The sequence below is a fragment of the Pseudomonas sp. HN2-3 genome, from assembly GCF_020691745.1.
Lineage (GTDB): Bacteria > Pseudomonadota > Gammaproteobacteria > Pseudomonadales > Pseudomonadaceae > Aquipseudomonas > Aquipseudomonas capeferrum.
On sequence record NZ_CP085704.1, the window covers coordinates 4,623,269 to 4,649,010 of the forward strand.

At 64.4% G+C, this 25,742-nt stretch carries 26 protein-coding genes; 14 read left to right on the forward strand and 12 right to left on the reverse strand.

Translation table 11 applies throughout. From position 1 onward, the window contains the following. Nucleotides 1–70: 70 nt before the first annotated feature. Nucleotides 71–535, reverse strand: a complete 465-nt coding sequence (locus LJX93_RS20950) for a glycine zipper 2TM domain-containing protein (RefSeq protein WP_033702633.1) — start codon at nucleotides 533–535, stop codon at nucleotides 71–73. Between the two features lie 150 nt (nucleotides 536–685). Between LJX93_RS20950 and LJX93_RS20955 the strand changes: the two genes are divergently transcribed. Further along, nucleotides 686–919, forward strand: coding sequence for a hypothetical protein (locus tag LJX93_RS20955; protein WP_033702634.1), 234 nt, complete (start codon nucleotides 686–688; stop codon nucleotides 917–919). Between the two features lie 38 nt (nucleotides 920–957). On the opposite strand, the gene pdxH is transcribed toward LJX93_RS20955, so the two are convergent. The 5 genes from pdxH to dinG form a co-directional block, all read right to left on the reverse strand. Next, nucleotides 958–1,605 (reverse strand): pyridoxamine 5'-phosphate oxidase, encoded by a 648-nt coding sequence (pdxH, locus tag LJX93_RS20960; RefSeq protein WP_033702635.1) that lies wholly within the window; start codon nucleotides 1,603–1,605, stop codon nucleotides 958–960. A 19-nt stretch (nucleotides 1,606–1,624) separates the two neighbouring features. Further along, complete coding sequence (locus LJX93_RS20965) at nucleotides 1,625–2,614, reverse strand: OmpA family protein (RefSeq protein WP_047583677.1); 990 nt, start codon at nucleotides 2,612–2,614, stop codon at nucleotides 1,625–1,627. A 98-nt stretch (nucleotides 2,615–2,712) separates the two neighbouring features. Next, on the reverse strand, nucleotides 2,713–3,858 hold the full coding sequence (locus LJX93_RS20970; protein WP_033702637.1) for an EstA family serine hydrolase: 1,146 nt from the start codon (nucleotides 3,856–3,858) through the stop codon (nucleotides 2,713–2,715). A 120-nt stretch (nucleotides 3,859–3,978) separates the two neighbouring features. Beyond that, entirely contained in the window at nucleotides 3,979–6,216 is a 2,238-nt protein-coding gene (locus tag LJX93_RS20975; protein WP_033702638.1) for a beta-galactosidase, read from the reverse strand. 81 nt (nucleotides 6,217–6,297) lie between these two features. Next, a complete protein-coding gene (gene dinG / locus LJX93_RS20980) occupies nucleotides 6,298–8,442 on the reverse strand; it encodes an ATP-dependent DNA helicase DinG (RefSeq protein ID WP_033702639.1) in 2,145 nt (714 codons plus the stop codon). Nucleotides 8,443–8,540: 98 nt separating this feature from the next. Between dinG and LJX93_RS20985 the strand changes: the two genes are divergently transcribed. Next, the gene (locus LJX93_RS20985) at nucleotides 8,541–9,005 is read left to right on the forward strand and encodes a CopD family protein (RefSeq protein WP_033702640.1); all 465 of its coding nucleotides are present in this window, start codon (nucleotides 8,541–8,543) and stop codon (nucleotides 9,003–9,005) included. Between the two features lie 36 nt (nucleotides 9,006–9,041). On the opposite strand, the gene LJX93_RS20990 is transcribed toward LJX93_RS20985, so the two are convergent. The 3 genes from LJX93_RS20990 to LJX93_RS21000 all read right to left on the reverse strand — a co-directional run bounded on the left by LJX93_RS20990 (nucleotide 9,042) and on the right by LJX93_RS21000 (nucleotide 10,918). Next, nucleotides 9,042–9,800 (reverse strand): hypothetical protein, encoded by a 759-nt coding sequence (locus tag LJX93_RS20990; RefSeq protein WP_033702641.1) that lies wholly within the window; start codon nucleotides 9,798–9,800, stop codon nucleotides 9,042–9,044. Continuing rightward, entirely contained in the window at nucleotides 9,793–10,068 is a 276-nt protein-coding gene (locus tag LJX93_RS20995; RefSeq protein WP_033702642.1) for a DUF1145 domain-containing protein, read from the reverse strand. Before LJX93_RS20995 ends, LJX93_RS20990 begins: the two co-directional genes overlap by 8 nt. Nucleotides 10,069–10,225: 157 nt before the next feature. Beyond that, nucleotides 10,226–10,918, reverse strand: a complete 693-nt coding sequence (locus LJX93_RS21000) for an OmpA family protein (RefSeq protein ID WP_227696392.1) — start codon at nucleotides 10,916–10,918, stop codon at nucleotides 10,226–10,228. Between the two features lie 160 nt (nucleotides 10,919–11,078). On the opposite strand from LJX93_RS21000, the gene LJX93_RS21005 reads away from it, so the two are divergent. From LJX93_RS21005 to pdeM, 11 genes are all read left to right on the forward strand, one after another. Further along, nucleotides 11,079–11,573 (forward strand): DUF6231 family protein, encoded by a 495-nt coding sequence (locus LJX93_RS21005; RefSeq protein ID WP_033702644.1) that lies wholly within the window; start codon nucleotides 11,079–11,081, stop codon nucleotides 11,571–11,573. Nucleotides 11,574–11,575: 2 nt separating this feature from the next. Continuing rightward, the gene (locus LJX93_RS21010; RefSeq protein WP_033702645.1) at nucleotides 11,576–12,052 is read left to right on the forward strand and encodes a YchJ family protein; all 477 of its coding nucleotides are present in this window, start codon (nucleotides 11,576–11,578) and stop codon (nucleotides 12,050–12,052) included. 2 nt (nucleotides 12,053–12,054) lie between these two features. Beyond that, entirely contained in the window at nucleotides 12,055–12,531 is a 477-nt protein-coding gene (locus LJX93_RS21015; protein ID WP_156311291.1) for an LEA type 2 family protein, read from the forward strand. A gap of 7 nt (nucleotides 12,532–12,538) precedes the next feature. After that, a complete protein-coding gene (locus LJX93_RS21020) occupies nucleotides 12,539–12,742 on the forward strand; it encodes an SEC-C metal-binding domain-containing protein (protein WP_033702646.1) in 204 nt (67 codons plus the stop codon). 210 nt (nucleotides 12,743–12,952) lie between these two features. Beyond that, a complete protein-coding gene (locus tag LJX93_RS21025) occupies nucleotides 12,953–15,394 on the forward strand; it encodes a penicillin acylase family protein (RefSeq protein ID WP_033702647.1) in 2,442 nt (813 codons plus the stop codon). A gap of 104 nt (nucleotides 15,395–15,498) precedes the next feature. Then, nucleotides 15,499–15,840, forward strand: a complete 342-nt coding sequence (locus tag LJX93_RS21030; protein ID WP_033702648.1) for a hypothetical protein — start codon at nucleotides 15,499–15,501, stop codon at nucleotides 15,838–15,840. Nucleotides 15,841–15,939: 99 nt separating this feature from the next. Next, a complete protein-coding gene (locus LJX93_RS21035; RefSeq protein WP_156311283.1) occupies nucleotides 15,940–16,956 on the forward strand; it encodes a ligase-associated DNA damage response exonuclease in 1,017 nt (338 codons plus the stop codon). Then, complete coding sequence (locus LJX93_RS21040; RefSeq protein ID WP_227696393.1) at nucleotides 16,953–18,611, forward strand: ATP-dependent DNA ligase; 1,659 nt, start codon at nucleotides 16,953–16,955, stop codon at nucleotides 18,609–18,611. The genes LJX93_RS21035 and LJX93_RS21040 overlap by 4 nt, the downstream gene beginning before the upstream one ends. A gap of 83 nt (nucleotides 18,612–18,694) precedes the next feature. Beyond that, nucleotides 18,695–19,810, forward strand: a complete 1,116-nt coding sequence (locus LJX93_RS21045; protein ID WP_033702651.1) for a succinylglutamate desuccinylase/aspartoacylase family protein — start codon at nucleotides 18,695–18,697, stop codon at nucleotides 19,808–19,810. Nucleotides 19,811–19,878: 68 nt separating this feature from the next. Next, nucleotides 19,879–22,332 carry a ligase-associated DNA damage response DEXH box helicase gene (locus LJX93_RS21050; RefSeq protein WP_227696394.1) on the forward strand — a complete coding sequence of 818 codons (2,454 nt, stop codon included), beginning with the start codon at nucleotides 19,879–19,881 and terminating at the stop codon, nucleotides 22,330–22,332. Continuing rightward, on the forward strand, nucleotides 22,329–22,982 hold the full coding sequence (pdeM, locus tag LJX93_RS21055) for a ligase-associated DNA damage response endonuclease PdeM (RefSeq protein WP_033702653.1): 654 nt from the start codon (nucleotides 22,329–22,331) through the stop codon (nucleotides 22,980–22,982). The genes LJX93_RS21050 and pdeM overlap by 4 nt, the downstream gene beginning before the upstream one ends. A gap of 10 nt (nucleotides 22,983–22,992) precedes the next feature. Here pdeM and LJX93_RS21060 read toward each other — a convergent pair whose 3' ends face one another. Both LJX93_RS21060 and dcd read right to left on the reverse strand, forming a co-directional pair. Continuing rightward, complete coding sequence (locus LJX93_RS21060; protein WP_033702655.1) at nucleotides 22,993–23,217, reverse strand: hypothetical protein; 225 nt, start codon at nucleotides 23,215–23,217, stop codon at nucleotides 22,993–22,995. Nucleotides 23,218–23,311: 94 nt separating this feature from the next. After that, nucleotides 23,312–23,878: a dCTP deaminase gene (dcd, locus tag LJX93_RS21065; protein WP_012313046.1), complete on the reverse strand. Its 567-nt coding sequence runs from the start codon at nucleotides 23,876–23,878 to the stop codon at nucleotides 23,312–23,314. A 337-nt stretch (nucleotides 23,879–24,215) separates the two neighbouring features. Here dcd and LJX93_RS21070 point away from each other — a divergent pair, with 337 nt between their 5' ends. Beyond that, the gene (locus tag LJX93_RS21070; RefSeq protein ID WP_012273869.1) at nucleotides 24,216–24,425 is read left to right on the forward strand and encodes a cold-shock protein; all 210 of its coding nucleotides are present in this window, start codon (nucleotides 24,216–24,218) and stop codon (nucleotides 24,423–24,425) included. Nucleotides 24,426–24,557: 132 nt separating this feature from the next. Here LJX93_RS21070 and apbC read toward each other — a convergent pair whose 3' ends face one another. Then, on the reverse strand, nucleotides 24,558–25,652 hold the full coding sequence (gene apbC, locus LJX93_RS21075) for an iron-sulfur cluster carrier protein ApbC (RefSeq protein ID WP_033702656.1): 1,095 nt from the start codon (nucleotides 25,650–25,652) through the stop codon (nucleotides 24,558–24,560). Nucleotides 25,653–25,742 lie beyond the last annotated feature (90 nt).

A 25,742-nucleotide genomic window follows, 5' to 3' on the forward strand; every position in this document is an offset into this window, starting at 1 on the left:
GCATGAAAAAACCCCGACTGGCGTGGCCAGATCGGGGTTTTGCGTTTTTGCGCTACAGCCGGTGCAAGGCTCAGTGCGAGACGCGGCTGGTACCGTCGACGGTCATGATGCGAACACGTTCGCCAACCCGGAAAATCTCGTTTTCCTGAACGGCCTGCACATAGGCACGCATGCTGCCATCGTCTTCACGCACGGTGATTTCCACACCCTGGGTACGGGTGATGCCTTCTTCGGCGGCAGAACCTGCCAGGCCACCGGCAACCGCACCAATCACTGCCGCGACGATGCTGCCACGGCCACCGCCGACTGCACTGCCGGCAACGCCGCCGACAATCGCACCCGCGCCACCGCCGATCGGGGTCTTGGTGCCTTCGATCTTGACCGGACGCAAGGATTCGATGGTCCCCATGCGTACGGTCTGCACGCGACGGGCCTCATCACGGGAGTAGCTATCGCCGGTCAGGCTCGAGGCACAGCCCCCCAGCAACAGCGACATGGTGGTGAAGGTCGCCACCAGCAAAGCGGATTTACGCATGGGTAAAGTCTCCATAAGTCATCGGTGTTCATTAGACGCTGCACATTGACGGCTGTCACGGCACAGACGTAATAAAATTGTTTTCATTCAGCCTGGGTACAGCCTACCTGGACTGTATCGTGGGCCTTTCAAGTGAGACCAAGGATAGCCATGGATTACTTCATCGTCGTGGTCACGACTGTCGCAGGGCTGTACTTCCATGGGTGGCTGTATGTGCGGATGCGCCGCTGGATGGACCGCGACCTGGCGCTGTCGCTGGCCGGGGAGGATGTGCGCAAACGTGAGTACATGCTGCGACGGCTGGAGCAGGCGCGGGTGCAGAAGGTCAGGCGCAAGGCGCTGGCGGAGTGGTTGGCGCGTGAGGCGGCGGCTTATCAGGGGTAGCGTTGCAATCTTGGGGCTGCTGCGCAGCCCCAAGGATTTCAAGGCGCCAACCGCTCCCGCAGCCATTGCCCATCGACCAGGCGATAGTTCATCCGGTCATGCAAGCGGCTGGTACGCCCCTGCCAGAACTCGACCCGCTCAGGCAACAGGCGATACCCGCCCCAATGCTCCGGGCAGTGCGGCTGAGTGTCGGAGAACCGTGCTTCGGTCGCCTTCACCAACGCTTCCAACGTTTCACGGCCACTGATGACCTGGCTCTGAGGCGAGGCCCAGGCCCCCAGGCGGCTGCCCAGAGGGCGCACCTGGTAGTAGTCGTCCGACTCCTTGGCCGTGACCTTTTCAACCCGCCCTTCGATGCGCACCTGGCGCTCCAACGCTGGCCAGAAGAACGTCATGGCGGCGAAAGGGTTAGCCTGCAACTGCTGGCCCTTGGCGCTTTCGTAGTTGGTAAAGAAGGTAAAGCCACGCTCATCGAGCCCCTTGAGCAGCAGTACGCGGCAATGGGGGCGACCCTCGCCATCGACCGTGGCAAGGGTCAAGGCGTTGGCTTCGACCGGGGGTTGCTCGGTTTTCACCGCATCGGCGAACCACTGGTGGAACAAAGCGAACGGCTCACCCGGGGCCTGGGCTTCAGCCAGGCCATCACGGGTGTAGTCGCGGCGCATATCGGCCAGGGATTGGGTCATGGCTGCGTTTCCTTGACGATCAGTTGGTCTTCGCAGGGCTGTTGGCGGCTACTTTTTTGTCAACGGTCGCCTTCTTGGCGGCGGGCTTGACCGGTGCGGCCTTCTTCTTGGCAGCAGTCTTGGCAGGTGCCTTGGCCTTGGCGACAGGCTTTTTCGCGGCAGGTTTGGCAGCGGCCTTGGCGGCGGGCTTGCTGGTGGCAGCCTTGGCGGCAGGCGCCTTGGCATCCTGAACAGCAACCATCGAAGCTGGGGTAGGTGCCGGCGTGGCCTGTTGGTACTTGGCCAACAGCGCCACCATGGTGTTCTGCGGCGTCAGCAGCATTTCCACACGGCGGTTCAGGGCACGGCCTTCGGCGCTGTCGTTGGCGGCACGCGGCATGACCGAACCCATACCCTTGAGGATCAGGCGATCACGTTGCAGGCCACTGAGGCGGAAGATCGCCGACACCGAAGCGGCGCGCTCCAGGCTGAGCTTCTGGTTGACAGCCGCAGCACCGCTGCTGTCGGCATGGCCCAATACCAGCACCGCGGTCTTGGCATCGCCCTCGACGGTCTTGGCTACGCGGGTGATCGGCCCCAGGGTCATCGGCAGCAGCATGTTCGGGCGGTCAGGGTTGTACGAACTGTCCACCGGGATGGTCACCGCCAGGACATTGTCACGGCGCTCCAGCTCCAGTTTGCTGTCCTTGATGGCTTCACGCAGCTTGGGCTCGTATTCGTCCAGCCAGGCTTGGGTAGCCTTCTGGTCGATCTTCGGCACGACCGGCCCTTTGGCCTGCTTGTCGTCACCGCCGAATGGCCACCACCAGCGGCTGGCGCTTTCCGACTTGGCATCGGCCTTGGCCACTTTTTCGGTGACGGCTTCCTTCACTTCCTGCTCGGCAACCTGGTCCGAACCGAAAGGCCACCAGCTGGAGCCACTGCCCTTCGCGGCGTCCGGGGAGTGACTGGCGCAGCCGGTAACGGCGGTCAGGCACAGGGCGAGTGCTAAGGTTTTATGTGAAGACATCAGCGATACACCATGAAATAGAAAGAAATTTTGCCTACGCATTCAGGCGTTGGCATTGAGGATAGTCAAAGGGGTTGGCCAATACCCGCATTACCCGATCAAAGGCAACTGGCAAGCACGCGTACCAGTTTCTGCGCTCTTGGGTCCATCAGCACATAGGGGCCCAGGGTATTGACCACAAAGCCAAAGGCCACATCGTGCTCCGGGTCGGCGAAACCTACCGAGCCGCCCGCGCCAGGGTGCCCGAAGGCGCGGGCACCGAGGCCAAAGGTGGCATTGGCCACCTCGGGCTGGTCGAGCATGCAGCCCAGGCCGAAACGGGTCTGGGTCAGCAGCGTGCGGTCCTGGCCGATACTGTGCTCGCGCGTCAGTTCGTCGAGCAGCTCGGATTCAAGCAGGCTGCCATCGAGCAGGCCGGCATAGAACCCGGCCAGGCTACGGGCATTGCCGTGGCCGTTTGCCGCCGGCTGCTGCATGCGCCGCCACTCGGGCTTGTTGGTGCTGGTGAGAATCGCCGGCGGGTTGGTAAAGGCGCGGGTGGACAGCGCCTCAGGCTCGCGCATGGTCACCTGCAGCAAGCGCTGGGCAGCGGCATCGCCGGGGTTGCCCTTGCCGCGCGCAATATGCGCCACGCGATGGAATTCTTCGTCGGCCAGGCCGACATGAAAGTCCAGCCCCAGCGGCCGCGCCGTACGGGCCACGATTGAGTCGCCTGGGCCACGACCATCAGCGCGGCGGATCAGCTCACCGATCAGCCAGCCGTACGTGATGGCGGCATAACCGTGTTCGACCCCAGGCGTCCACCAAGGGGTTTCGGCGGCCAAGGCATCGACCATCGCCTGCCAGTCATACAATGCCTCGGCAGGCAGCAGTTCACGGATGGCCGGCAGGCCCGCACGATGGCTGAGTAACTGGCGCAGGGTGATGGACTGCTTGTCGGCCTGGGCGAATTCGGGCCAGTAACGGGCCACCGGAGCGTCCAGTGCCAGCTTGCCCTCGCCCACCAACTGCAAGGCGGTGACCGCAGTGAAGGTTTTGGTGCAGGAGAACAGGTTGGCGATAGTGTCGCTGTGCCAGGCCTGCTGCCCGTCCTTGTCGGCGGTGCCCGCCCACAGGTCGATAACGGTCTCGCCGCCCACCTGGATGCACAGCGCCGCACCACGCTCCTGGGGATCATCGAACAACTCGGCGAAGGCTTCACGCACCGCCTCGAACTTCAGCTCATAGTGACCCTGGATCTGCACCCGCTGTTCTCCGTACGACCGTCTGAAAATGGCGTGCATTGTTTCAGTAGTTGGCGGTTTTGCAAACTGGCTTAGGCTCGATGGTCGCCAGCAAAGGGGCCGCTTGACGGCCCCGATGGCTCAGGGGAGCGGCTTGGCCAGTTGCGTGCGCAACTGACCAATGGCCTGCTGGTTGCTTTTGCGTACGGCCTCGACGAACCCCGGATACGGCACATCGGTGATCGCCACCAGCCCCAGGTGGCCGTTTTCGCCATCGAGCAACCGCCCACTGGCCGGTTGGTCCAGGTATTGGAACCAGTGCGCGCCGACGATCATCGGCTGCGCCAACGCGGCCTTGAGGAAGTTGCCATAGGCCGGCCCTCGGTCCTCTTCACGCGCCACCTCCAGCGGCCCCGGCCAGAATGGCCCGCGGTCGCGGGAACCGAACTGGAACTCGGACACCAGCACCGGCTTGTCCAGCTCGGCCAGGCGAGCGAAGTCGTAACCGTCCTCGGGTTTGAGGGTATAGAAGTTGAAGCTCAGCACATCGCAGAACTCGGCGCAGGCCTTGACCGCCTCCGGTGTACTGAGCGCAAAACGGCCGCCAAGCAACAGGTGGTTGGGCGCATGCCACTTCAGCGAGTCGGCGATGGTCTTGAAGTAGGTCTCGGCGAACACCTGCTGGAAGTGCTGGTAGTCCCGCTCGATCTCCGGGTGCTCGGGGTTGGGCAAAGGCGCCTCGAACCCTGGGTCTTCCATCAGCTCCCAGGCGGACAGTTCGATCCCCCAGGCCTTGGACAGCCCCTCCTGGTTGCGGTACTTGTCACGCAGCTGCTTGAGGAAGGCGCGCTTGGCGGGCACATCGGTGGTCAGGCGCAAGGTGCCATAGGCCAGCCCGTAGCGCGCCTTGGGGTCATTGCCCGGTGCGGCCCAGGCCAGTTCGTTGTCGGCGAAGTAGCCGATCAGCCAGGGGTCATCGCGGTGGTCCCGGGCAGCGATGGCGACGGCACGTTCTGTAGCCATGGCAAAGCGAGGGTCGAAGGGGTCGGGCATGCTGCCCCACCAGTCCATGCCGGTGCTGATGCTGGCATAGTCACCAACGATTGACAGCGGCAAGGTATAGGGCATGCGCTTGGCCTGGCCCAGGCCAGGGTCGCTCCAGTTACCCAGGGTATTGAAACCCCAGGCTTGCAGGCGGTCGAGCGCGTGCGCCTGCCAGCGCGTGGCATCCAGCACCTGCGGTGGGCAATCGGCTGCTGGCTGGCCCTCGACGCTGGGAAGGCAAGGCTTGCCATAGGTGCGCTGGATATTGGCGGCATAAAAGTCGAACCAGCGCCCCTGCTTGAAGTTACGCCCTTGCGAAGAGGCATTGCCGTCGTCGTTGTTACCCTTGCCATAGAACGCCGCCAGCGGATCGCCCTCGGCCGGCAGCGCCTTGAACATGCCGTCCCGGCCTTCGACGTAGGTGCGCCCGCCATCAGCGGCCACGGCATTGACGCCCAGCGAGTAGAACGGGTTGCCCTCTGGCGTGACCAGGTACCAGCGGCCATCACGCTTCTCGGTACGGAAAAAACCCTTGGCCTCGAACGCCGGCCCGCCCAGCAACCCGCCATAGCTGTCCAGTTGCTGCTTGCCGTGCTCTGCCAACCAGCCCTTGAGTTGCTGCTGCTCACGGCCTTCGGCAGCCCTGAGCTGTTCGTCGCTGGCAATCTTCTCTGGCCATTGGCCGCGTGTGGACTGGCCGTAAGCGTCGATCAATTCATGGTAGGCGGCCTGGTAGGCCTGGTCGTCATCCTGAATACCCACTTTCTCGATCAGCAGGTTCTGCGCCACCTTGGGGTTGGGGATCGTCAGGCTGACAGACGCCACTTGTTTGAGGTCGACCGCACCCGCGCTGCTGGTCAGCAGCAGGCGTTGGCCTGCGTACGCCCATGGCATCGGCGGCCCGGCGCGCATGCCCTGGCTCAACGGCGAGCTGGCCTTGAGCGGTACCATCACCGTCTGGGCGGGGCCTGCGGGCAGGTCGATGCGGCTGGTCAGGGTGCGGCCATCACTGCCCAACACGGTAACGTCCACGGTCAGCGCCCAGTCCATTGCGCTTTGCAGGCGCAAGGTCAGGAACTGCCCGGCTGACCAGTCCCACACACCGCTCTGCGGGCTCAGGCGCAAGGTCGGGCGCTCGGCCGGGTTGAACACCACGCGCCGCAACACCTCACCCCCGGCCGTCTGCTCTGCGTTGTACTGCGGCATGCCGGCATCCTCGGTCACCACATTGACCACCGAGGCCGGGCGCACGAAGCTGAACAGCGTCTGCTGCCCGGCCAATAATGGCGAGCTGAACAACAGGGCGAATACGACAGGCAGGGTACGGCGGACCATAAGGCTGGGGCTCTCCTTCAGGGCCCTCATGAGCCCAAGACTGAGTGATGGACAACAAGCCGGTGCAGAGTGCTCCGGCGGTCAGGAAATCTCCCGCCGGAACGGCGGTAGCGCATTGAGAATAGCCTTGCCGTAGCGCTGGGTGACCAGACGTCGATCGAGCAAGGTGATGACACCGCGATCCTGCTCGGTACGCAGCAGCCGGCCGCAGGCCTGAATCAGGCGCAAAGAGGCGTCGGGCACGGCAATTTCCATGAACGGGTTGCCACCACGGGCCTCGATCCACTCCGCCAGGGCCGCTTCGACCGGGTCGTCAGGCACCGCGAAGGGAATCTTGGCGATCACCACGTGCTCGCAATAAGCGCCGGGAAGGTCGACCCCCTCGGCAAAGCTGGCCAGGCCGAACAACACGCTGTGCTGGCCATCATCGACCCGCGCCTTGTGCTTGTTCAGGGTTTCCTGCTTGGAGAGGTTGCCCTGGATCAGCACCAGCTTGCGCCAGTCGCGGTCCAGGCCGTCGAACACATCCTGCATCTGCTTGCGCGACGAGAACAGCACCAGCGCGCCACGTGCATCATCGAGCATGTTGGGCAGTTCACGGATGATCGCCGCGGTGTGCGCCGTCGCATCACGCGGATCGGCGCCCAGGTCGGGCACCCGCAGCACGCCGGCATCGCCATGCACGAATGGGCTGGGCACCACGCAGGTAACAGCATCGCGAGGCAGGCCAGAGCGCATGCGGTAACGGTCGAACTTGCCCAGTGCGGTGAGCGTGGCGGAGGTTACCAGCGCACCGTGGGCGACGCTCCACAGGCTGCGACGGAGCATTTCGGCCGCCAGAATGGGGCTGGCGTTGACTTCGATGTCGAACAGCGCACCGCTCTCGGCCAGGGTCAGCCAGCGCGCCATGGGCGGGCTGTCCTCGGGGTCTTCGGCGGTGAATGCCGTCCACAGTTCCCAGTTGCCCTGGGCACGGGTCACCAGGCTGCCAAACAGCGGGTACCATTCCTCGGCCTGATGGCTGGCGATACCGATATTGACTTCACCATCCATGCCTTCCTTCAACAAGTCGGCCAGGCGGGTGAACAGATCGTTGAGGCGGGCAAAGCCCTTCTTCAACTCGATGCCCACCTCGCGGATCTGCTCCGGCACCACACCGCCTTCGAAGCGATAGCGCGGGCGCTCACGGCCCTCGGTGTCTTCACTGGGGCGGAAGTCCGCGACTTGCTCGCACAGGGTGAACATGAACTGCTGCTGGGTACGGATCTCGCGGGCCAGCTCCGGCACCTGTTCGATCAGTTTGCCCAGGTCCCCCGGCAGCGGGTGCTGGGCCAGCAGCTTGGTCAGGTTCTTGGCGGTCTGCTCCAGCCAGTCGGCGGTGGAGCGCAGGCGCGAGTAATGGGCGAAATGGCCGATGGCCTTGTCCGGCAGGTGGTGGCCTTCGTCGAACACGTACAGGGTGTCGCGGGGGTCGGGCAGCACCGCGCCGCCACCCAGGGCCAGGTCAGCCAGGACCATGTCATGGTTGGTCACGATCACGTCGACCTTGCCCATGCCTTCGCGCGCCTTGTAGAACACGCACTGCTGGAAGTTCGGGCAGTGGCGGCCCGTGCACTGGCTATGGTCGGTGGTCAGGCGTGACCAGTCCTGGTCTTCCAGGGCTTCGGACCAGCTGTCACGGTCGCCATCCCAGCGGTTGCCCGCCAGCTTCTCGATCATGCTGTTGAACAGCTTCTGGCTGCGCTCGTCGACCTCGATGTGAAAGCCTTCTTCCTCGAACAACTGGGCGGTGGCCGACTGCGCGTGGCCTTCCTGCAGCAGCACGTCGAGCTTGGACAGGCACAGGTAACGGCCGCGCCCCTTGGCCAAAGCGAAGCTGAAGTTCAGCCCGCTGTTGCGCATCAGGTCGGGCAGGTCCTTGAAGACGATCTGCTCCTGCAGGGCGACAGTGGCGGTGGCGATGACCAGGCGTTTGCCGGCCGCCTTGGCAGCCGGGATCGCGGCCAGCGCATAGGCGACCGTCTTGCCGGTACCGGTGCCGGCCTCCACCGCGACCACGGCAGGCTCGCCGGCGCGGCGGCCTTCATCGTCGCAGGCGATGTCGCCGAGTACCTTGGCCACTTCGGCGATCATCAGGCGCTGGCCGTAACGCGGCTTGAGGCTCTTGGCTTCGAGAAAACGCGAGTAGGCGCCTTGGATAGTGGCTTTGAGTTCGTTGCTGATCATGGTCTGCAGGCGCCCGAAGGGCTGGATATATTTTCAGTGTTTCGCATGGGGCGGCTATCATACCCCGCTATTGCCCTTTATGCCGCATGGAGATCCGGATGCTTGCCTTTGCCCTGCCCTACACACTGCATGTCCTGGCCGCCTTGGTCTGGGTCGGCGGCATGTTCTTCGCCTGGCTGGTGCTGCGCCCGGCAACGGTTGCAGCCCTCGACGGGCCTGCTCGCCTGCGGTTGTGGGTGGAAGTTTTCCGACGCTTCTTCGGCTGGGTCTGGGTGGCAGTGGCGATCTTGGCGATAAGTGGTATCGGCATGTTGCACATGCGCTTCACGGGCCTGGAGACCGCGCCCAAGTACGTGCAGGTGATGATCGGTGGGGGTATCGCCATGTTCGCCCTGTTCATGCGCATCCAGGCGTTACTGTTGCCGGAGTTGAAAACGGCCGTGCAAGCAGAGGACTGGCCAGCGGGGGCTGCGGTGCTGGGAAGGATTCGACGCATGGTCGGGATCAACCTGCTGCTGGGCATCGCCGTGGTGGCAGTGGCCAGTTCGCGATTGATGCTGTAGGCGACGCGCCCCCTTGGGCCACGCCGCCCTTTAACGTCAAAGGCGTTGCAGGATCAACTCACCTGAAGCGCCGGCCAGGCCTGGCTGGCCCGGTTGCCCTGGCCGGCCGCTGGCGCCGGCATTGGTGCGATACACCAGGCACCCTTTGCTCGCCCCGCCCTTGCCGGCCTTGCCAGCGGCACCGGCCTGGCCTGGCGCACCGCCATCCAGGCGCGCCACGATGCGCTCCTGGGCAAAACCTTGCGGCAGACTCAGGCGAATTCGCCCACCCGCCGCGCCATCGTGCCCATTGCCCCCGTCATCGCCATTGGCGCCGCGGCTGGCCTGGCCCCAGGTACAGCCTCCAGGCTGGCCGTTGGCGCCGTCGAGCCCGGCATAACCGGGCGCACCCGCGCCACCTCGTGCGTCGATCGACAACAGCCCGGCATCGACCTCCTCCAGCTTCAGGTCCAGGCTTCGACCGGAACGGGCCGCACGCTGGTAGGTGCCCGACGCACCCGGGGCACTGATCTCGCTACCCTCGCCCATTTGGGCGTTGCGCACCTCGATGCGCAACGGGTGGTCAGAAGGGGCAATGGCGATACGCGCATCACGCCCCAATTGCAGATGATCGATGGTCAACTCGGTCAGCGTGGCAGGCAGCAGCAACGTCGCCGAATCGGCCACGCGCAAATGCTCCAAGTGCACGCTGGCCGACTTGTCGGGCAGGCGCAGCATGGAATTGGACGCCACTTCAAGGGTTTCGGCCTGGGCCAGGGGAGCAGCCAACATGGCCAGCAACATCAGATTACGCATTGCGCGGCGCCTCCTGCGCACGAGGAATGGACATGACATGGAAAATACCCGTCAGCAGGATCTGCAGACGGTCGAACCACCGGTGGCTACGGCCACGCAGGCTGGCGTTGAAGAACAGCACCTCGAGCACATGCAGGCTCAGCAGGACAATGCCTGCCGTATTGATCAGAAGATTGAATGGCAGTGGTTGTGGCAGCAGCAGATTGAACAGCACCACACCCCAGAAGACAACCGTCAGGACCTTGCCCAGGCCCAGGATGAATTTCATGCCCCGCCCTCTGCATTTATTGTTCTGTCTAAACGGCCCGTTCGAGCGGGCCGTGCGGCCAACAGTACCTGCACTGGCTGCCTGTGTCATTGGCCACACCCGGCTTGCCGGTTTGAAAGCGCGCCCGCGCCACTGCCCAAGGCGCGGGCGCGGGCCGTCAGCGCTGGATCTTGATCTCCGTGCGACGGTTCATGGCGCGCCCATCGGCGGTGGCATTGTCTGCCACAGGTTGGGTTTCACCCGCACCGACCACCGAGACGAAGCTGCTGCGGGGTACGCCGCTTTCGACCAGGTAATCGGTCACCGAATGAGCACGGCGCTCGGACAGTTTTTGGTTGTAGCTGTCTGACCCGACACTGTCGGTATGGCCACTGACACTCAGCCGCGCACTGGGTGCTTCCTGCTTGAGGCGGGTGGAGATGGTATTGAGGCGCTCTTTATCGGCTGCAGTCAGGCGTGCAGAGTCGAACTCGAAGTGCACGTCGCGGATGACGATGACTTCTTCCTTCTGCACCACCACTTCCTCGACCACCGCGACCGGCTCCGGTGGGCAGCCATTGGCATCGACCTGCACGCCGCGCAGGGTGCCTGGGCATTTGTCTCGGCTGTCCGGCACGCCGTCACCATCCTCGTCGCCATCGCCATGGGCCCAGCAATAGCCCGCCGCCAGGCCACCGCCCAGCAACGCGCCCCAGCCAGCCCAGCTGGAACTCTCGATGGCGCCCAAGGCGGCGCCGCCTACACCCCCGACGGCAGCACACTTCGGCCAGTCGGTCTTTTGCAAACCTGCACAACCAGTCAACACACTGGTGAGCAGTACCAGGGGTATCGCTGTGCGTACTATGCTCATTTTCGTCGCATCTCCTAGGGGGAATCGGCATAAGGCCGATCTCTGGCAGTAAAGACCGCACATTCCATCCCTGCCAGCAATAAGCCACGACGCAGTCACATGACGCTTTGCCCACGCGCTGCGGCCCGCTAGTCTTGGACGACTTGAACGAGGATTGGCAATGACCGACGGTTTTTCCCAGCGCACCCCCCAGCAGGCCCTGGCAGCCCTGCTCGATCGTTTCACCCCCCAACGCCTGTTGCTGGTAGGCACACGCTTCCCCGCGCTGGACGCCTTTGCCCAGGCTCACCCGCAGGTGGTGATCGCAACGACCGCGCCTGGGCCGCTGCCGGTTGACCTGGCAAACCAGCGCTTCGACTTGGCGGTACTGGTGGACTGCCTGGAACACCTGCCCAAACGCACGGGCCTGGAACTGCTCGGTGGCATTCGCAACCTCAATGCCAGCCGGGTTGCCGTGCTGGCCGACCTCTCGGCTTGCGGCTGGCAAGACACCGATTTCTTCGCCCTGGCCTTGTCGGCCAGCGAAAAATTCCGTCGTGAAGGGCAGGTACTGAGCCTGTTCACCTATGATCTACATGACTACAAGCAAGTCCCGGACTGGCTCAATGCGCGGTTCTGGGCCAACCCTGAAAATTTTGGAAAGTACTGGTGGTGATGATGAGTGTCTCGGTCTGCCCTTGTGGCAGTGGCAACCTGCTGGACGCCTGCTGCGGGCACTACCATGCCGGAACCCCGGCCCCCGATGCCCAGACGCTGATGCGCTCGCGCTACAGCGCTTACGTGCTGGGCCTGATCGATTACCTGGTGCACACCACCCTGCCGGCCCAGCAGGCGGAACTGGACCGTGCCGCGATGGCCAGTTGGAGCGCACAGAGCACCTGGCTGGGGCTGGAAGTGGAAAACGCCGAGGTGCTGGGTGGCCAGCCTGAGCACGGCTTTGTCACCTTCACCGCTCGCTGGCACGATCAGGAGGGCGATCACCAACACCGCGAGCGTTCGGCGTTCGTCCAGCATGATGGGCGCTGGTACTTCATCGACCCCACGGTCGGGCTCAAGGCCGGGCGCAACGACCCTTGCCCCTGCGCCAGCGGTCAGAAATTCAAGAAATGCTGCGCAAGCTACGTGGCCAGCTGAACATGATCGCCCAGGCCCGCGTACTCGTGCTTGGCGCCTTGTTGGCCCTGCTGGCCGGCTGCGCCAGCTGGGGCGGCGACGACTGGCGCGAACCCGAGGTACATCTGGTCAAGGTCGAGACGGTCAAGGCCAAGTTGCTGCAGCAGGAATTCGTGCTGCACCTGCGTGTCGACAACCCGAACGACAGCCGGCTGTTCATCCGTAGCCTGGCGTATTCGATACGGCTCAACGACCTGCTGCTGGTGCAGGATGAGACCAGTGTCTGGCGCAGCGTTGGCGGCCATGCTCGGCGCACGTTCAAGATCACCGCGCGGACCAACTTGTGGCAGCACCTCAAGCCACTGGCCAAGCTGCTTAAAAGCGAACAACCGCTGCACTACACCCTGCTGGGGGAACTGGCCACGGGGCTACTCATCCATCGGGACCTGCACTTGTCGCGCAGTGGTGAGATAATCCCCGGTGATTTCTTACCGGAGTAACCCTGCAATGACCCAGCAACCCCATGTTCATGGCCCTGACTGCAACCACGATCATGATCACCCGCACGATCACGACCATGGCCATGTGCACGGCCCGCACTGCAACCACGGCCATCAGGAGCCGGTGCGTAACGCCCTGAAGGACGTTGGCCGCAACGATCCTTGCCCCTGCGGCAGCGAGAAGAAATTCAAGAAGTGCCACGGCGCTTGATGCGACCGCTGTGCTGATGATATCGAGCGCCTCGTACATGCCTTGAGCATGAGGGCGCTCGATCTCGACAGCACCTCAATACCCAAGCCAAGCACCTCGAATCTCCCCTACCATTCGTAAATAAACCGCCCCAGCACCTTGCACCGCGCCTGCGCGCTCACTACCTTAGCGCCTTCCAAACCCCCGCCACGCCTTGCAGGAGCCCTTGTCATGGCCGCCCCCGCCTTTCCTCCCTTCCGCCTGCGGTTCACGACCGCTGCCACGCTGCTCGGCACGCTCGGACTCGCCGGTTGCCAGATGGGCGGCTATCAGGGCAGCGTGCCACCGACCACCGGCGTGCAACCCCTCAAGGGCCTGGCGCAAAACGTCTCGGTACGGCGCAATGCCATGGGCGCTCCGCTGATCGAGAGCGGCAACTTCCATGACGCCCTGTTCAGCCTGGGGTATGTACATGCCGGCGATCGCATCGAGCAGATGGTCGCCATGCGCCTGCTCGCCCAGGGCCGCCTTGCCGAACTGGCCGGCAGCGAAGCACTGGACATCGACCGCCTGATGCGGGCCGCCAACCTCAAGCAAAGCGCCGCCCAGCAATACGCCGACGCGTCGCCACGGCTCAAGCGCTTCTTCGAGGTCTACGCCCGCGGGGTCAACGCCTACCTGTTCCGCTACCGCGACAAACTGCCCGCCGGCCTGGCCAACAGCGGCCATCGCCCCGAGTACTGGAAGCCGGAAGACTCGGCGCTGATCTTCAGCCTGTACGCCTTCAGCCAGTCGGTGAACCTGCAAGAGGAACTCAGTGCCCTGACCTTGGCGCAGAAGGTCGGCAGCGACAAGCTGGCCTGGCTGCTGCCCGGCGCTCCGGACGAGCCCTTGGCCGACGCCGAAGTGGACAAGCTCAAGGGCCTGAACCTGGCCCGCCAGCTCCCCGGTTTGCCGGCTCTGGCGGCGGCCAGCCAGAAACTCGCCGACCTCGACCTGCTAGGCAGCCCCGGCTCGGCCAACCTGGCCTTGGCAGCCCAGCGCAGCCGCAGCGGCAAGAGCCTGCTGGCCAGCGACAGCCAAGCGGCCTGGGCCTTGAGCCCGGTGCAGATCCACACCAGCAAGTACCAGGTCGCCGGCCTGTCACTGCCAGGCCTGCCGATCGTGCTGGCCGGCTTCAACGGCAAAGTCGCCTGGAGCAGCAGTGCCGTGATGGCCGACAACCAGGACCTGTACCTGGAACAACTGCGCCGCCAAGGCAACCAGCTTAGCTACCTGGTCGATGGCAAGTGGCAGCCGGCCCGGGCGCGCAGCGAAACCTTCTTCGTGCGCGGCCAACGCCCTCTGCGCGAGGTGATGTACGACACACGCCACGGCACCCTGCTCGCCCAGCCGGGTAACGCAAACCTGGGCCTGGCCCTGGCCCTGCCGCAATTGAAGGGCGACCGTAGCCTCGACGCGCTGTTCGACCTGACGCGTGCCAAAACGGTCGAACGCGCCTTCGACAGCACCCGTGAAGTCGCTGCAGCGGCGCTCAATTTCGTCTTCGCCGAGCCTAATCACATCGGCTGGCAGGTCAGTGGGCGCTACCCCAACCGCCGCGAAGGCCAGGGCCTGCTACCCTCGCCCGGTTGGGACGGGCGTTACGACTGGGACGGTTACGCAGACCCGATGCTGCACCCTTACGACCAGGACCCGCCCGCCGGCTGGATCGGCCACGCCAACCAGCGCAGCCTGCCGCGCGGCTACGGCATGCAGTTGTCCAACACCTGGTACTACCCCGAACGCGCCGAGCGCCTGGCCCAGTTGGCCGCTAACGGCCGCCACGACAGCCGCAGCCTGATGGCCCTGCAGAACGACCAAGTCACCCTGCTGGCCGACAAGCTCAAGCAGATGTTCGACGCCCCGGGCATGGCCCAGCCGCTCAAGCAGGCGATCGACGCACTGTCGCCCGCTGAGCGCGACAAAGCCCGCGACGCCCTGGCCCGGCTCAAGGCGTTCGATGGCCGCCTGAGCCCGGTGTCGGCGGATGCCGCACTGTACGAATTGTTCCTCCAGGCGTTCGCCCGCGAAACGTTCCTCGACGACCTCGGGCCGGTGTCCAGCCCTGCCTGGCAGGCGTTCGTCAGCAATGCCCGTTTGTCCTACTCGGCCCAGGCCGACCACCTGCTGGGCCGCGAGGACAGCCCGTTCTGGGATGACCGCAGCACACCGCTCAAGGAAGACAAGCCGGCAATCCTCGCCCGCAGCCTGGCCGCTGCGGTGGATGCAGGCACTGCGCAACTCGGCGCCGACCGCCGCGCGTGGCAATGGGGCAAACTGCACCAGTACCGCTGGCCAGCACCGGCCTATCACGGCCTGGGGGACACCCTCAGCCGCTCACCGCTGGCTGCCGGTGGCGATTTCAGTACCCTGGCACTGACACCCTACGCCTGGGGCAATGACTTCGACACGCGCCTGCCGGCCTCGGCACGCATGGTCGTCGACTTCGGCCAGGCCGAACCCTTGCAGGTACTGACTAGCAGCGGCCAGTCCGGCAACCCGGCCAGCCAGCACTACGGCGATGGGCTGGACGCCTGGTTCAAGGGCCGCTTCATGAGCCTGCCGCTGCAACCGCAGAACTTTGCGCGGGCCTATGGCAACCCGCGGCTGACCTTGGTGCCTGGCCGCTAGAGGCCAGTTTCCCTCTGATCAACAGCGCGTCGGGCTCTTAGCATCCTCGGCACCGCACTGGGTAGTTCCTATCGAGTGCGGCCATTTCTCATAAGGATGCCACCATGACTACTGAAACACTGAACATAGAAATTTCCTGGCCAGAAACGCTTGACGTCCCGGCTGGCGCTACCGTGAACGCCCAAATCTGGGTCGGCACCGAGGCAGCCAGCTACCGGTTGATCTGCGATGAAGATGTCGCTGCCCCGGCCACCACTTCGCCAGCCACCATCGCGTTCACCTACAATACCGAAGACCTGCTGCCCGTAGATGCCGAAACCGTGTGGGACCACTTCCACACCTCCCCCTACCTCATGCACGATGGCAAGCGCCTCAACATTGCGCGCGTTGCAAAAATCAGCATCTCCGAAGCTCAGTTGTCCGGTTGGAAGATAGCGATTTCCTGATGCCCCAGGCAGCCCTGCTCCAGGGCTGCCCGTTCAATTTCGAACTTCCCGATACCTGCCACGCTCTGACTTAGCAAGCCCTTTGCCAGCCGCCGTGCCATGGACCTCGTAATCGCCCGCCCCGAAGGCCTGTACTGCCCGCCCGGTGATTTCTACATCGACCCCTGGCGGCCGGTGGACCGTGCCATCATCACCCATGGCCACGGTGATCACGCGCGTACCGGTAATCGCCACTACCTCACTGCCGCCTCTGGCGAAGGTATCTTGCGCAGTCGCCTGGGCCAGTCTATCGACCTGCAGACCCTGGCCTACGGCGAGCGCATCCGCCACCACGGGGTTACCCTGAGCCTGCACCCGGCCGGTCACGTACTGGGTTCGGCGCAAGTGCGCCTGGAACACCAGGGCCAAGTCTGGGTCGCTTCGGGCGACTACAAAGTCGAACCCGACGGCACCTGCGCAGCCTTCGAGCCCGTGGCGTGCCACACCTTCATCACCGAGTCGACCTTCGGCCTGCCGATCTATCGCTGGCCCAGCCAGGCCGAGGTCTTTGCCGGCATCAATGCCTGGTGGCGGGCCAACCGCGATCAGGGCAAAGCCAGCGTGCTCTTCTGCTACGCCTTCGGCAAGGCGCAGCGCATCCTTCATGGGCTGGACGCGAGTATCGGGCCAATTCTGGTGCACGGTGCGGTCGAGCCGCTGAACCGGGTGTACCGAGAGGCAGGCGTGTACTTGCCAGAAACTCGCTATGCCGGCGATATCCCACGCAACGACCCGTTGCTGCGCCAGGCCTTGGTCCTGGCCCCACCGTCAGCCGGCGGCAGCAGCTGGATGCGCCGCTTCGGCGACTACAGCGATGCCTTCGCCAGCGGCTGGATGCTGTTGCGCGGTACACGCCGCCGACGTGGCGTCGACCGCGGCTTCGTGCTGTCGGACCATGCTGACTGGCCAGGGCTGCTGTGGGCCATCGGCCAGACCGGTGCACAGCGGGTGATGGTCACCCATGGTTCGGTCAACGTGCTGGTGCGCTATCTCAACGAACAGGGCCTGGATGCCCGTGCCTTCGCCACCGAATACGGCGATGAAGACGAGTCGACACCCGCCGGTGCCGAGGCATGAAGGCCTTTGCCGCGCTGTACCTGCGCCTGGACGCGACCACCTCCAGCAACGCCAAGCTCGAAGCGTTGCGCGATTACTTTGCCCAGGCCCCTGCCGACGATGCGGCCTGGGCCGTTTACTTCCTGGCCGGTGGCCGCCCCCGGCAACTGGTGCCCACCCGTGTGCTGCGTGAGCTGGCCACTGCCCTGGCAGCACTGCCCGACTGGCTGTTCGAAGAAAGTTACCAAGCCGTGGGCGACCTTGCCGAGACCATTTCGTTGCTGCTGCCTCAGAACAGCCAGGGCAGCGACGATGGCTTGGCCTACTGGGTCGAGGCTCACCTGCTGCCCCTTCGCGGGTTGCCGGCCGAAGAGGTCCGCCAGCGCCTGCCACCGCTCTGGGCGCAGCTCGACCGGCCCAGCCTGATGCTGTGCCTGAAGCTGATCACCGGCAGCTTTCGCGTTGGTGTGTCCAAGCTGCTGGTCACCCGCGCCCTGGCTCAGCTGGCAGGCCTCGACGCCAAGCGCGTGGCCCAACGCCTGGTCGGCTACACCGACATCGGCCACCGCCCCAGCGCCGCCGATTACCACCGTTTGGTGGCCGCCGAGTCGGCCGATGAGCACAGCCAGCGCGGCGGCCAGCCGTATCCATTCTTCCTGGCGCATGCGTTGCAAGCGCCAACCGAGCAGTTCGATGCGCTGCTCGGGCCACCGAGCGATTGGCAGGTCGAATGGAAATGGGACGGCATCCGCGCCCAGGTGGTCAAGCGTGACGGCCAGCTGTGGGTCTGGTCACGCGGCGAAGAACTGGTCACCGATCGCTTCCCCGAGCTGCACAGCTTGGCGCAAACCTTGCCGGATGGCGTTGTGCTCGATGGCGAGATTCTGGTCTGGAAGCCTGGCGCCACCCGCGGTGCGCTGGCCGTGCAGCCCTTCGCCCTGCTGCAACAGCGCCTGGGCCGCAAGACCTTGGGCAAGAAGCTGTTGGCCGATGCCCCCGTGGTGCTGCAGGCCTACGACCTGCTGGAATGGCAGGGCGAGGATTGGCGCAACCGCGCGCAGCACGCGCGTCGTCGGCAACTGGAGCGCCTGGTGGCAGAATACCCACTGGCGCCGGTGCTGCTCTCGCCGTTACTCGAAGGGCTGAGCTGGGCCGACCTCGCCGAGCAGCGTGAGCAGTCGCGTAGCCTGGGCGTGGAAGGCCTGATGCTCAAGCAGCGTGAGGCCCTGTATGGCGTAGGCCGCACCAAGGACATGGGCACCTGGTGGAAATGGAAGATCGACCCGTTCAGCGTCGATGCCGTATTGATTTACGCCCAACGCGGCCATGGCCGCCGCGCCAGCCTCTATAGCGACTACACGTTTGCCGTGTGGAACGCGCCCCCGGGCAGCCCCGAGCGGGCCTTGGTTCCCTTCGCCAAGGCCTATTCCGGGCTGAGCGATGAAGAGATGCGCAAGGTCGACGCGATCATCCGCAAGACCACCGTTGAAACGTTCGGCCCGGTGCGCAGCGTGACCCCAACCCTGGTCTTCGAACTGGGCTTCGAGGGCATTGCCCTGTCCAGCCGCCACAAAAGCGGCATCGCCGTGCGCTTTCCGCGCATGCTGCGCTGGCGCCTGGACAAACCGGTGGAAGAAGCCGACGACCTGGCCACATTGCAGGCATTGCTGATCTGAAGAGGCACAGAGTGGCAAACTATGCTTCTATCTTTGTGCCGACCCGTGTCGCAGACCGTTTTCGCCACGTAGCCAGGACCCCCATGCACCATTCGACCCACGACCTGCTTGCCCCCGTACCGGGCATCTCACGCCAACTGCACAGCTTCCACTTTGGCCCACGCGGTGGCGGCAAGGTGTACATCCAGGCCTCGCTGCATGCCGACGAACTGCCCGGCATGCTGGTGGCGTGGCACCTCAAGCGGCGGCTGGCCGAGTTGGAGCAGCAGGGCCGTCTGCAACGGGAAATCATCCTGGTGCCGGTGGCTAACCCGGTAGGCCTGGAACAGGTACTGCTGGACGCACCGCTGGGGCGCTTCGAACTGCAAAGCGGCGAGAACTTCAATCGCAATTTCGTCGACTTGTCGGACAGCATCGGTGATCAGATCGAACAGCACCTGACCCAGGACCCGGCCCACAACATTGCCCTGATCCGTGAATACCTGCGCCGCGGGCTGGACGCATACCCCACCCGCACGCCCCTCCAGGCCCAGCGCCTGATCCTGCAGCGCCTGGCCTGTGACGCCGACCTGATACTGGACCTGCACTGCGACTTCGAAGCCGTCGAGCACCTGTACACCACACCCGAAGCCTGGCCACAGATCGAGCCACTGGCCCGTTATTTGGGGGCCCAGGCCAGCTTGCTGGCCACCGACTCCGGCGGGCAATCGTTCGATGAATGTTTCAGCCTGGTCTGGTGGCAGTTGCAGCAACGCTTCGGCAAGCGTTTCCCGATCCCGCTGGGCTGCTGTGCGGTGACCGTCGAGTTGCGTGGGCAGGCGGATGTTAGCCACGAACTGGCCGGCAAGGACTGCCAGGCGATACTCGACTTCCTGACCCATGCCGGCGTCATCGAAGGGGCCCACGCGCCCCTTCCACCGCTGCCCCGCCCGGCCACGCCGTTAGCCGCCGTGGAACCGATATCTGCACCGCTGGGCGGCTTGCTGGTGTACCACGCCCGCCCAGGCCAGCACCTGCAAGCCGACCAGTTGATCGCCGAAGTCATCGACCCGCTCAACGACCGGGTAACCGCCGTGCGCAACAGCCAACCCGGCCTGCTGTACGCCCGCAGCGTGCGGCGCATGGCGACGGCGGGCATGGTCATCGCCCATGTGGCCGGCGAGCACGTGTGCCGCAGCGGCTACCTACTGGGTAACTGATCCGGTAAAACCAATCGGCCGGGCAAGCGGTCAGTAGAAGCACAACCTTCGAAGGATCGCCTGCCCCCATGCCCGCCTCCACCGACCTCGCCAATGCCTGGTTCGCCCAGCGCGGCTGGAAGCCGTTCGCCTTCCAGCGGCGTGTCTGGGCAGCCGTCGAGCGCGGTGAATCCGGGCTGTTGCACGCCAGTACCGGCGCCGGTAAAACCTACGCGGTCTGGCTGGCAGCGCTTCGCGCGTTCGCCACCAGCCCCTCTGGCCGCCAACCGGCCCCCTTGCAGGTGCTTTGGGTCACGCCCATGCGCGCCTTGGCCGCCGATACCGCGCGCGCCTTGCAAGCACCGCTCGATGAACTGGGGCTGAACTGGAGCGTGGGAGTCCGCAGTGGCGATACCCGCAGCGCAGAGCGTGCGCGGCAGGCAAGACGCCTGCCCAGCGTATTGATCACCACACCCGAAAGCCTGACCTTGCTGCTGACCCGGGCGCAGGCCCGCGAGGACTTCGCTGGCCTGCGCCTGGTGGTGGTGGACGAGTGGCATGAGCTGCTCGGCAACAAGCGTGGCGTGCAATTGCAGCTGGCCTTGGCGCGCCTGCGCCACTGGCACCCGCAGTTGCTGACCTGGGGGCTTTCGGCGACCCTCGGCAACCTGCAACACGCGCTTGAAGTGCTGTTGCCTCACGAAGGGTTGCTGGTGCAAGGCCGACAGGACAAACACCTGCAAGTCGACACCCTGCTGCCGCCAGAGATCGAGCGTTTCCCCTGGGCAGGGCACATGGGCCTGAAGATGCTCGACCAGGTCAGCACGCAAATCGACAATAGCGCCAGCAGCCTGGTCTTCACCAATACCCGCGCCCAGGCCGAACTCTGGTACCAGGCATTGCTCGATGCACGCCCAGACTGGGCCGGCCTGATCGCCCTGCACCATGCCTCACTGGCCCGCGATACCCGCGACTGGGTCGAACGCAACCTGAAGCAAGGCACGCTGAAAGCGGTCATCTGCACCTCCAGCCTGGACCTGGGCGTGGACTTCTTGCCTGTGGAGCGGGTGTTGCAGATCGGCTCGGCCAAAGGTATCGCCCGCCTGATGCAGCGTGCCGGGCGCTCCGGGCATGCACCCGGGCGCCCCTCGCGGGTGACCCTGGTGCCCACCCACAGCCTGGAGCTGGTGGAGGCGGCGGCGGCCCGAAAGGCGCTGCTTGCCGGGCAGATCGAGACCAGAAGTTCGCCACGCCTGTGCATGGATGTACTGGTGCAACACCTGGTCAGCATGGCCCTGGGCAGCGGCTTTCGGCCCGATCAGTTGCTTGACGAAGTGCGCAGCACCTGGGCCTTTCGCACGTTGCGCGACAGCCAGTGGCAGTGGGCGCTGGACTTCGTCTGCCACGGCGGCAACTCGCTCAGCGCCTACCCGGACTACCAGCGTGTCGAGGCCCAGGCCGACGGCGTCTGGCGGGTTGCCAGCGAGCGCCTGGCACGCCGGCACCGCATGGGCATCGGCACCATCGTCAGCGACGCCAGCCTGCAGCTCAAGTACTGGAGCAAGGGCGGTGGCGGCAAGTCGCTGGGCAGTGTCGAAGAGGCCTTCATCGCCCGCCTGCGTCCGGGTGACAGCCTGGTCTTCGCCGGCCGGGTGCTGGAGTTGGTGCGGGTCGAAAACATGACCGCCTACGTACGTCGCAGCACCTCGCGCAAAGCCGCCGTGGCACGCTGGAATGGCGGGCGCATGCCACTGTCCAGCGAACTGGCCGATGCCCTGGTCGAACAGCTCGATGCCGCCGCCCACCAACATTACGACGGCCCGGAAATGCGCGCCGTACGCCCCCTGCTGGAGCTGCAGGCGCGCTGGTCGGCCCTGCCAACCACCGGCACGCTGCTGGCAGAAACCCTGAAATCACGCCAGGGCTGGCACCTGTTTCTCTATCCGTTCGCCGGGCGCATGGCCAACCTGGGGCTGGCCAACCTGATTGCCTGGCGGGTCAGCCGGGTACAGCCACTGTCTGTGTCCATCGCCGTCAGTGACTATGGCTTCGAACTGCTCAGCCCGAGCGCCGTGGACTGGGCGGCGCACTTGCCCACTGCGCTATCGCCCGAGCAGCTGCTGGAGGACGTATTGGCCAGCCTCAACGCGGGCGAGATGGCGCTGCGGCGCTTTCGCGAGATCGCCCAGATCGCCGGGCTGGTGTTTGGCGGCTACCCGGCAGCGCAAAAGAGCACCCGGCAGATCCAGGCGTCGAGCGGGCTTTTCTACGAGGTGTTTCGCAAGCACGATGCCGACAATCTGCTGCTCGGCCAGGCCCGGGACGAAGTGCTGCGCGAAGAACTGGAGATCGATCGGCTGCAGCGCCAGTTGCTGAAGATGGGCCAACTGCGGCTGGACCTGCATGAGTTGCGCCGCCCCGGCCCATTGGCCTTTGCCTTGCTGGTGGAAGGCATGCGCGAAACCTTGAGCACTGAAAAGCTGGCTGACCGCATTGCGCGAATGGTGGCAGACCTGGAGAACGCAGCGAGTGGCACGCGATGAATGATTACCTGACCATCGAACACTGCGAAGAAACGCTTTGGCTGTTGCCGGACAAAGCCCTGTACTGGCCTGCCCGCCGCGCCCTGCTGGTAGCCGATGTGCATATCGGCAAGGCCGCCAGCTATCGCGCCCTTCATCAACCCGTGCCGCGCGGTACTACCGAAGCCACCTTGGCACGCCTGAATACCCTGCTGGCCAACCATGACTGCCAATTACTGGTCGTGCTCGGCGATTTCCTGCATGCCCGCACCGGCCGCGCACCTGCGACGCTGGCCAGGCTGCAGGCGTGGCGCCAACGGCATGCCGAGCTACGGATCGTGCTGGTGCGTGGCAACCATGATCGCCACGCGGGCGACCCACCGGCTGAACTGGGTATCGAAGTGGTGGAAGAGCCGTGGGTGTTGGCACCTTTTGCCTTGCAGCACGAGCCTCTCGCCCACCCCCAGTACCCGGTGCTGGCGGGGCATGTTCACCCTGTGTTCGTCTTGCAGGGGCGAGCCAGGCAGCGACTGCGCCTGCCTTGCTTTCTGATCGATGACAAAGTCAGCCTGCTACCCGCCTTCGGTGAGTTCACCGGTGGCTGGCGCGTCCACCCCGATAGCACCAGCCGAGTGTTTCTGACCGGCGCTGAACGGGTATGGGCGCTATAGCAGCAGCGGCTTAGGCGACCGGCGCGGGAGGCGGCTCATCGGGCAAGGTCGGTTCACCTGGCTCCATGGGCGTTTCACCGGGTTGCGATGGTTGCGGGGTATCGGGACCTGGCTGGTGAGGCACGCCCCCCGCCTGCATCGGCAGCGGATGCGCCAGCAATGACCACGGCAACAACCCGACCTGATTGGGCTGCAAGCCAGCCAGCTTGGCACTGATTGCGGGATGGAGTTTCATTGGCGGCTCCTGACGGGCGCCGATACGCGTCATGCACATCGGCAGTTACCCGTTGGAGTACCAAACACACGGGGAATTCCCCGCGCTCGTCGGCTCAGGTGCGTGGCAAGGTGACGCCGCGCTGGCCCTGGTACTTGCCGCCGCGGTCCTTGTACGACACCTCGCACTCTTCGTCGGATTCGAGGAAGAGCATCTGCGCCACACCTTCGTTGGCATAAATTTTTGCCGGCAGGGTGGTGGTGTTGGAGAACTCAAGGGTCACGTGGCCTTCCCATTCCGGTTCGAGCGGGGTGACGTTGACGATGATGCCGCAGCGCGCGTAAGTGCTTTTGCCCAGGCAGATGGTCAGCACGTTGCGTGGAATGCGGAAGTACTCCACAGTGCGGGCCAGGGCGAAGGAGTTTGGCGGGATGATGCAGACGTCGCTCTTGACGTCGACGAAGCTGCCGGCGTCGAAGTTTTTCGGGTCGACGGTGGCCGAATTGATGTTGGTGAACACCTTGAATTCGTCGGCGCAGCGCACGTCGTAGCCGTAGCTGGAGACGCCGAAGGAGATGACCCGGCTGTCGTGCTCGCCGCGCACCTGGCGCTCGACGAACGGTTCGATCATGCCGTGTTCCTGCGCCATGCGGCGAATCCACTTGTCCGATTTGATGCTCATGGCGGGTGTCCTGAAGAGTTGCTAGGTGAAAATCGTGAGGCGCATCTTACCGGTCCCGGCGCTCGCTTCAAAGTTCCATCCTGCATTCTGGCTATAATCCCCGCCGGGCGGGGCCTACAGCCGCCGCCGATCTGAATTTCAGTAAAGCGGCTTCTGGCCATTGGCAGGTTGCAGAAAGTGGGGTAAGGTGACGCCACTGTGCTGCACGTGACACCGAGAATCTCTAGTTTGATGCACGATCTGATCGGCCCATCTCTGAATTTTCTGCTCTCTTTGCACTCAGTCCCGGGCAGGGTTTTTCCTGACCGTAATCAACTTTGTCCAAGGAGACAGAAACATGTCCAATCGCCAAAACGGTACCGTTAAGTGGTTCAACGATGAGAAAGGCTACGGCTTCATCACCCCTCAGTCGGGTGACGACCTCTTCGTACACTTCAAAGCCATCCAAGCTGACGGCTTCAAGACCCTGAAAGAAGGCCAGGCTGTTACCTTCGTCGCTACCCGCGGCCAGAAAGGTATGCAGGCTGAAGAAGTTCAGATCGCCTAAGTCGATCTAAGCTTACAAGCTTTCAAAAAACCCGCCTTCTGGCGGGTTTTTTTATGCCTTCTGCAATGGCATGCCCTGTAGAAGCGGCCTTGCCGGGCCGCTCCTGCAGAGACCGCTGCAGCGGCGAGGATATCAATCCTCGCTGATGGTAATGCTCGGCATCGCCGGCGCCGCCGCTTCCTGCAGGACGATGCGCGCGCCCACCTGGCGGGCCAACTCCTGATAGACCATGGCGATCTGGCTTTCCGGCTCGGCAATCGCCGTCGGCTTGCCGCTGTCGGCCTGCTCACGGATCAGCATCGACAGCGGCAGCGAGGCCAGCAGGTCGACGCCGTATTGGGCCGCCAGCTTTTCACCGCCACCTTCGCCGAACAGGTGCTCGGCATGGCCACAGTTCGAACAGATGTGCACGGCCATGTTCTCCACCACACCCAGCACCGGGATGTTGACCTTGCGGAACATTTCCACGCCCTTCTTGGCGTCCAGCAGGGCCAAGTCTTGCGGGGTGGTGACGATCACCGAGCCGGCCACCGGTACTTTCTGCGCCAGGGTCAGCTGAATGTCACCGGTGCCCGGCGGCATGTCGATCACCAGGTAATCGAGGTCATCCCAGGCGGTCTGGGTCACCAGTTGCAGCAGCGCACCGGACACCATCGGGCCACGCCATACCATCGGCGTGTTGTCGTCGGTGAGAAACGCCATGGACATGACTTCCACACCATGCGCCTTGATCGGCACAAACCACTTCTGCTCGCGAATCTGTGGCCGGGTGCCTTCAGCGATGCCGAACATCACGCCCTGGCTTGGGCCATAGATATCCGCGTCGAGAATACCTACCCGGGCGCCTTCACGGGCCAGGGCCAGGGCCAGGTTGGCAGCAGTGGTCGACTTGCCGACGCCACCCTTGCCCGAAGCCACGGCGATGATGTTCTTGACGTTGGCCATGGCCGGCACCTGGGCCTGGGCCTTGTGCGCGGCGACCACGCAGTCGATCGACACCTGGGCACTGGTGACGCCGTCAAGGTTGCCGATTGCTGTCTGCAATACCTGGGCCCAGCCGTTCTTGAACAACCCTGCGGCATACCCCAGTTGCAACTGCACACTGACCTGACCGCCCTGGATATCGACGGCGCGCACACAGCCGGCGCTGACCGGATCCTGGTTCAGATAGGGGTCGGTGTACTGGCGAAGCACGCCTTCGACGGCGGCACGGGTGACGGCACTCATGGAGACTCCCATTGGCAAACTGAATGTAAAACAGGCGCCTATCCTAACCCGTCAATCGTCAGCAGGTGCGACTGTGGGGTGAAATATCTT

Bases quoted from the DNA above. Each gene is read 5' to 3' on its own strand.
- LJX93_RS20950 (WP_033702633.1), bottom strand. From the start codon at position 535: ATGCGTAAATCCGCTTTGCTGGTGGCGACCTTCACCACCATGTCGCTG.
- LJX93_RS20955 (WP_033702634.1), top strand. From the start codon at position 686: ATGGATTACTTCATCGTCGTGGTCACGACTGTCGCAGGGCTGTACTTC.
- pdxH (WP_033702635.1), bottom strand. From the start codon at position 1,605: ATGACCCAATCCCTGGCCGATATGCGCCGCGACTACACCCGTGATGGC.
- LJX93_RS20965 (WP_047583677.1), bottom strand. From the start codon at position 2,614: ATGTCTTCACATAAAACCTTAGCACTCGCCCTGTGCCTGACCGCCGTT.
- LJX93_RS20975 (WP_033702638.1), bottom strand. From the start codon at position 6,216: ATGGTCCGCCGTACCCTGCCTGTCGTATTCGCCCTGTTGTTCAGCTCG.
- dinG (WP_033702639.1), bottom strand. From the start codon at position 8,442: ATGATCAGCAACGAACTCAAAGCCACTATCCAAGGCGCCTACTCGCGT.
- LJX93_RS20985 (WP_033702640.1), top strand. From the start codon at position 8,541: ATGCTTGCCTTTGCCCTGCCCTACACACTGCATGTCCTGGCCGCCTTG.
- LJX93_RS20990 (WP_033702641.1), bottom strand. From the start codon at position 9,800: ATGCGTAATCTGATGTTGCTGGCCATGTTGGCTGCTCCCCTGGCCCAG.
- LJX93_RS20995 (WP_033702642.1), bottom strand. From the start codon at position 10,068: ATGAAATTCATCCTGGGCCTGGGCAAGGTCCTGACGGTTGTCTTCTGG.
- LJX93_RS21000 (WP_227696392.1), bottom strand. From the start codon at position 10,918: ATGAGCATAGTACGCACAGCGATACCCCTGGTACTGCTCACCAGTGTG.
- LJX93_RS21005 (WP_033702644.1), top strand. From the start codon at position 11,079: ATGACCGACGGTTTTTCCCAGCGCACCCCCCAGCAGGCCCTGGCAGCC.
- LJX93_RS21010 (WP_033702645.1), top strand. From the start codon at position 11,576: ATGAGTGTCTCGGTCTGCCCTTGTGGCAGTGGCAACCTGCTGGACGCC.
- LJX93_RS21015 (WP_156311291.1), top strand. From the start codon at position 12,055: ATGATCGCCCAGGCCCGCGTACTCGTGCTTGGCGCCTTGTTGGCCCTG.
- LJX93_RS21020 (WP_033702646.1), top strand. From the start codon at position 12,539: ATGACCCAGCAACCCCATGTTCATGGCCCTGACTGCAACCACGATCAT.
- LJX93_RS21025 (WP_033702647.1), top strand. From the start codon at position 12,953: ATGGCCGCCCCCGCCTTTCCTCCCTTCCGCCTGCGGTTCACGACCGCT.
- LJX93_RS21030 (WP_033702648.1), top strand. From the start codon at position 15,499: ATGACTACTGAAACACTGAACATAGAAATTTCCTGGCCAGAAACGCTT.
- LJX93_RS21035 (WP_156311283.1), top strand. From the start codon at position 15,940: ATGGACCTCGTAATCGCCCGCCCCGAAGGCCTGTACTGCCCGCCCGGT.
- LJX93_RS21040 (WP_227696393.1), top strand. From the start codon at position 16,953: ATGAAGGCCTTTGCCGCGCTGTACCTGCGCCTGGACGCGACCACCTCC.
- LJX93_RS21045 (WP_033702651.1), top strand. From the start codon at position 18,695: ATGCACCATTCGACCCACGACCTGCTTGCCCCCGTACCGGGCATCTCA.
- LJX93_RS21050 (WP_227696394.1), top strand. From the start codon at position 19,879: ATGCCCGCCTCCACCGACCTCGCCAATGCCTGGTTCGCCCAGCGCGGC.
- pdeM (WP_033702653.1), top strand. From the start codon at position 22,329: ATGAATGATTACCTGACCATCGAACACTGCGAAGAAACGCTTTGGCTG.
- LJX93_RS21060 (WP_033702655.1), bottom strand. From the start codon at position 23,217: ATGAAACTCCATCCCGCAATCAGTGCCAAGCTGGCTGGCTTGCAGCCC.
- dcd (WP_012313046.1), bottom strand. From the start codon at position 23,878: ATGAGCATCAAATCGGACAAGTGGATTCGCCGCATGGCGCAGGAACAC.
- LJX93_RS21070 (WP_012273869.1), top strand. From the start codon at position 24,216: ATGTCCAATCGCCAAAACGGTACCGTTAAGTGGTTCAACGATGAGAAA.
- apbC (WP_033702656.1), bottom strand. From the start codon at position 25,652: ATGAGTGCCGTCACCCGTGCCGCCGTCGAAGGCGTGCTTCGCCAGTAC.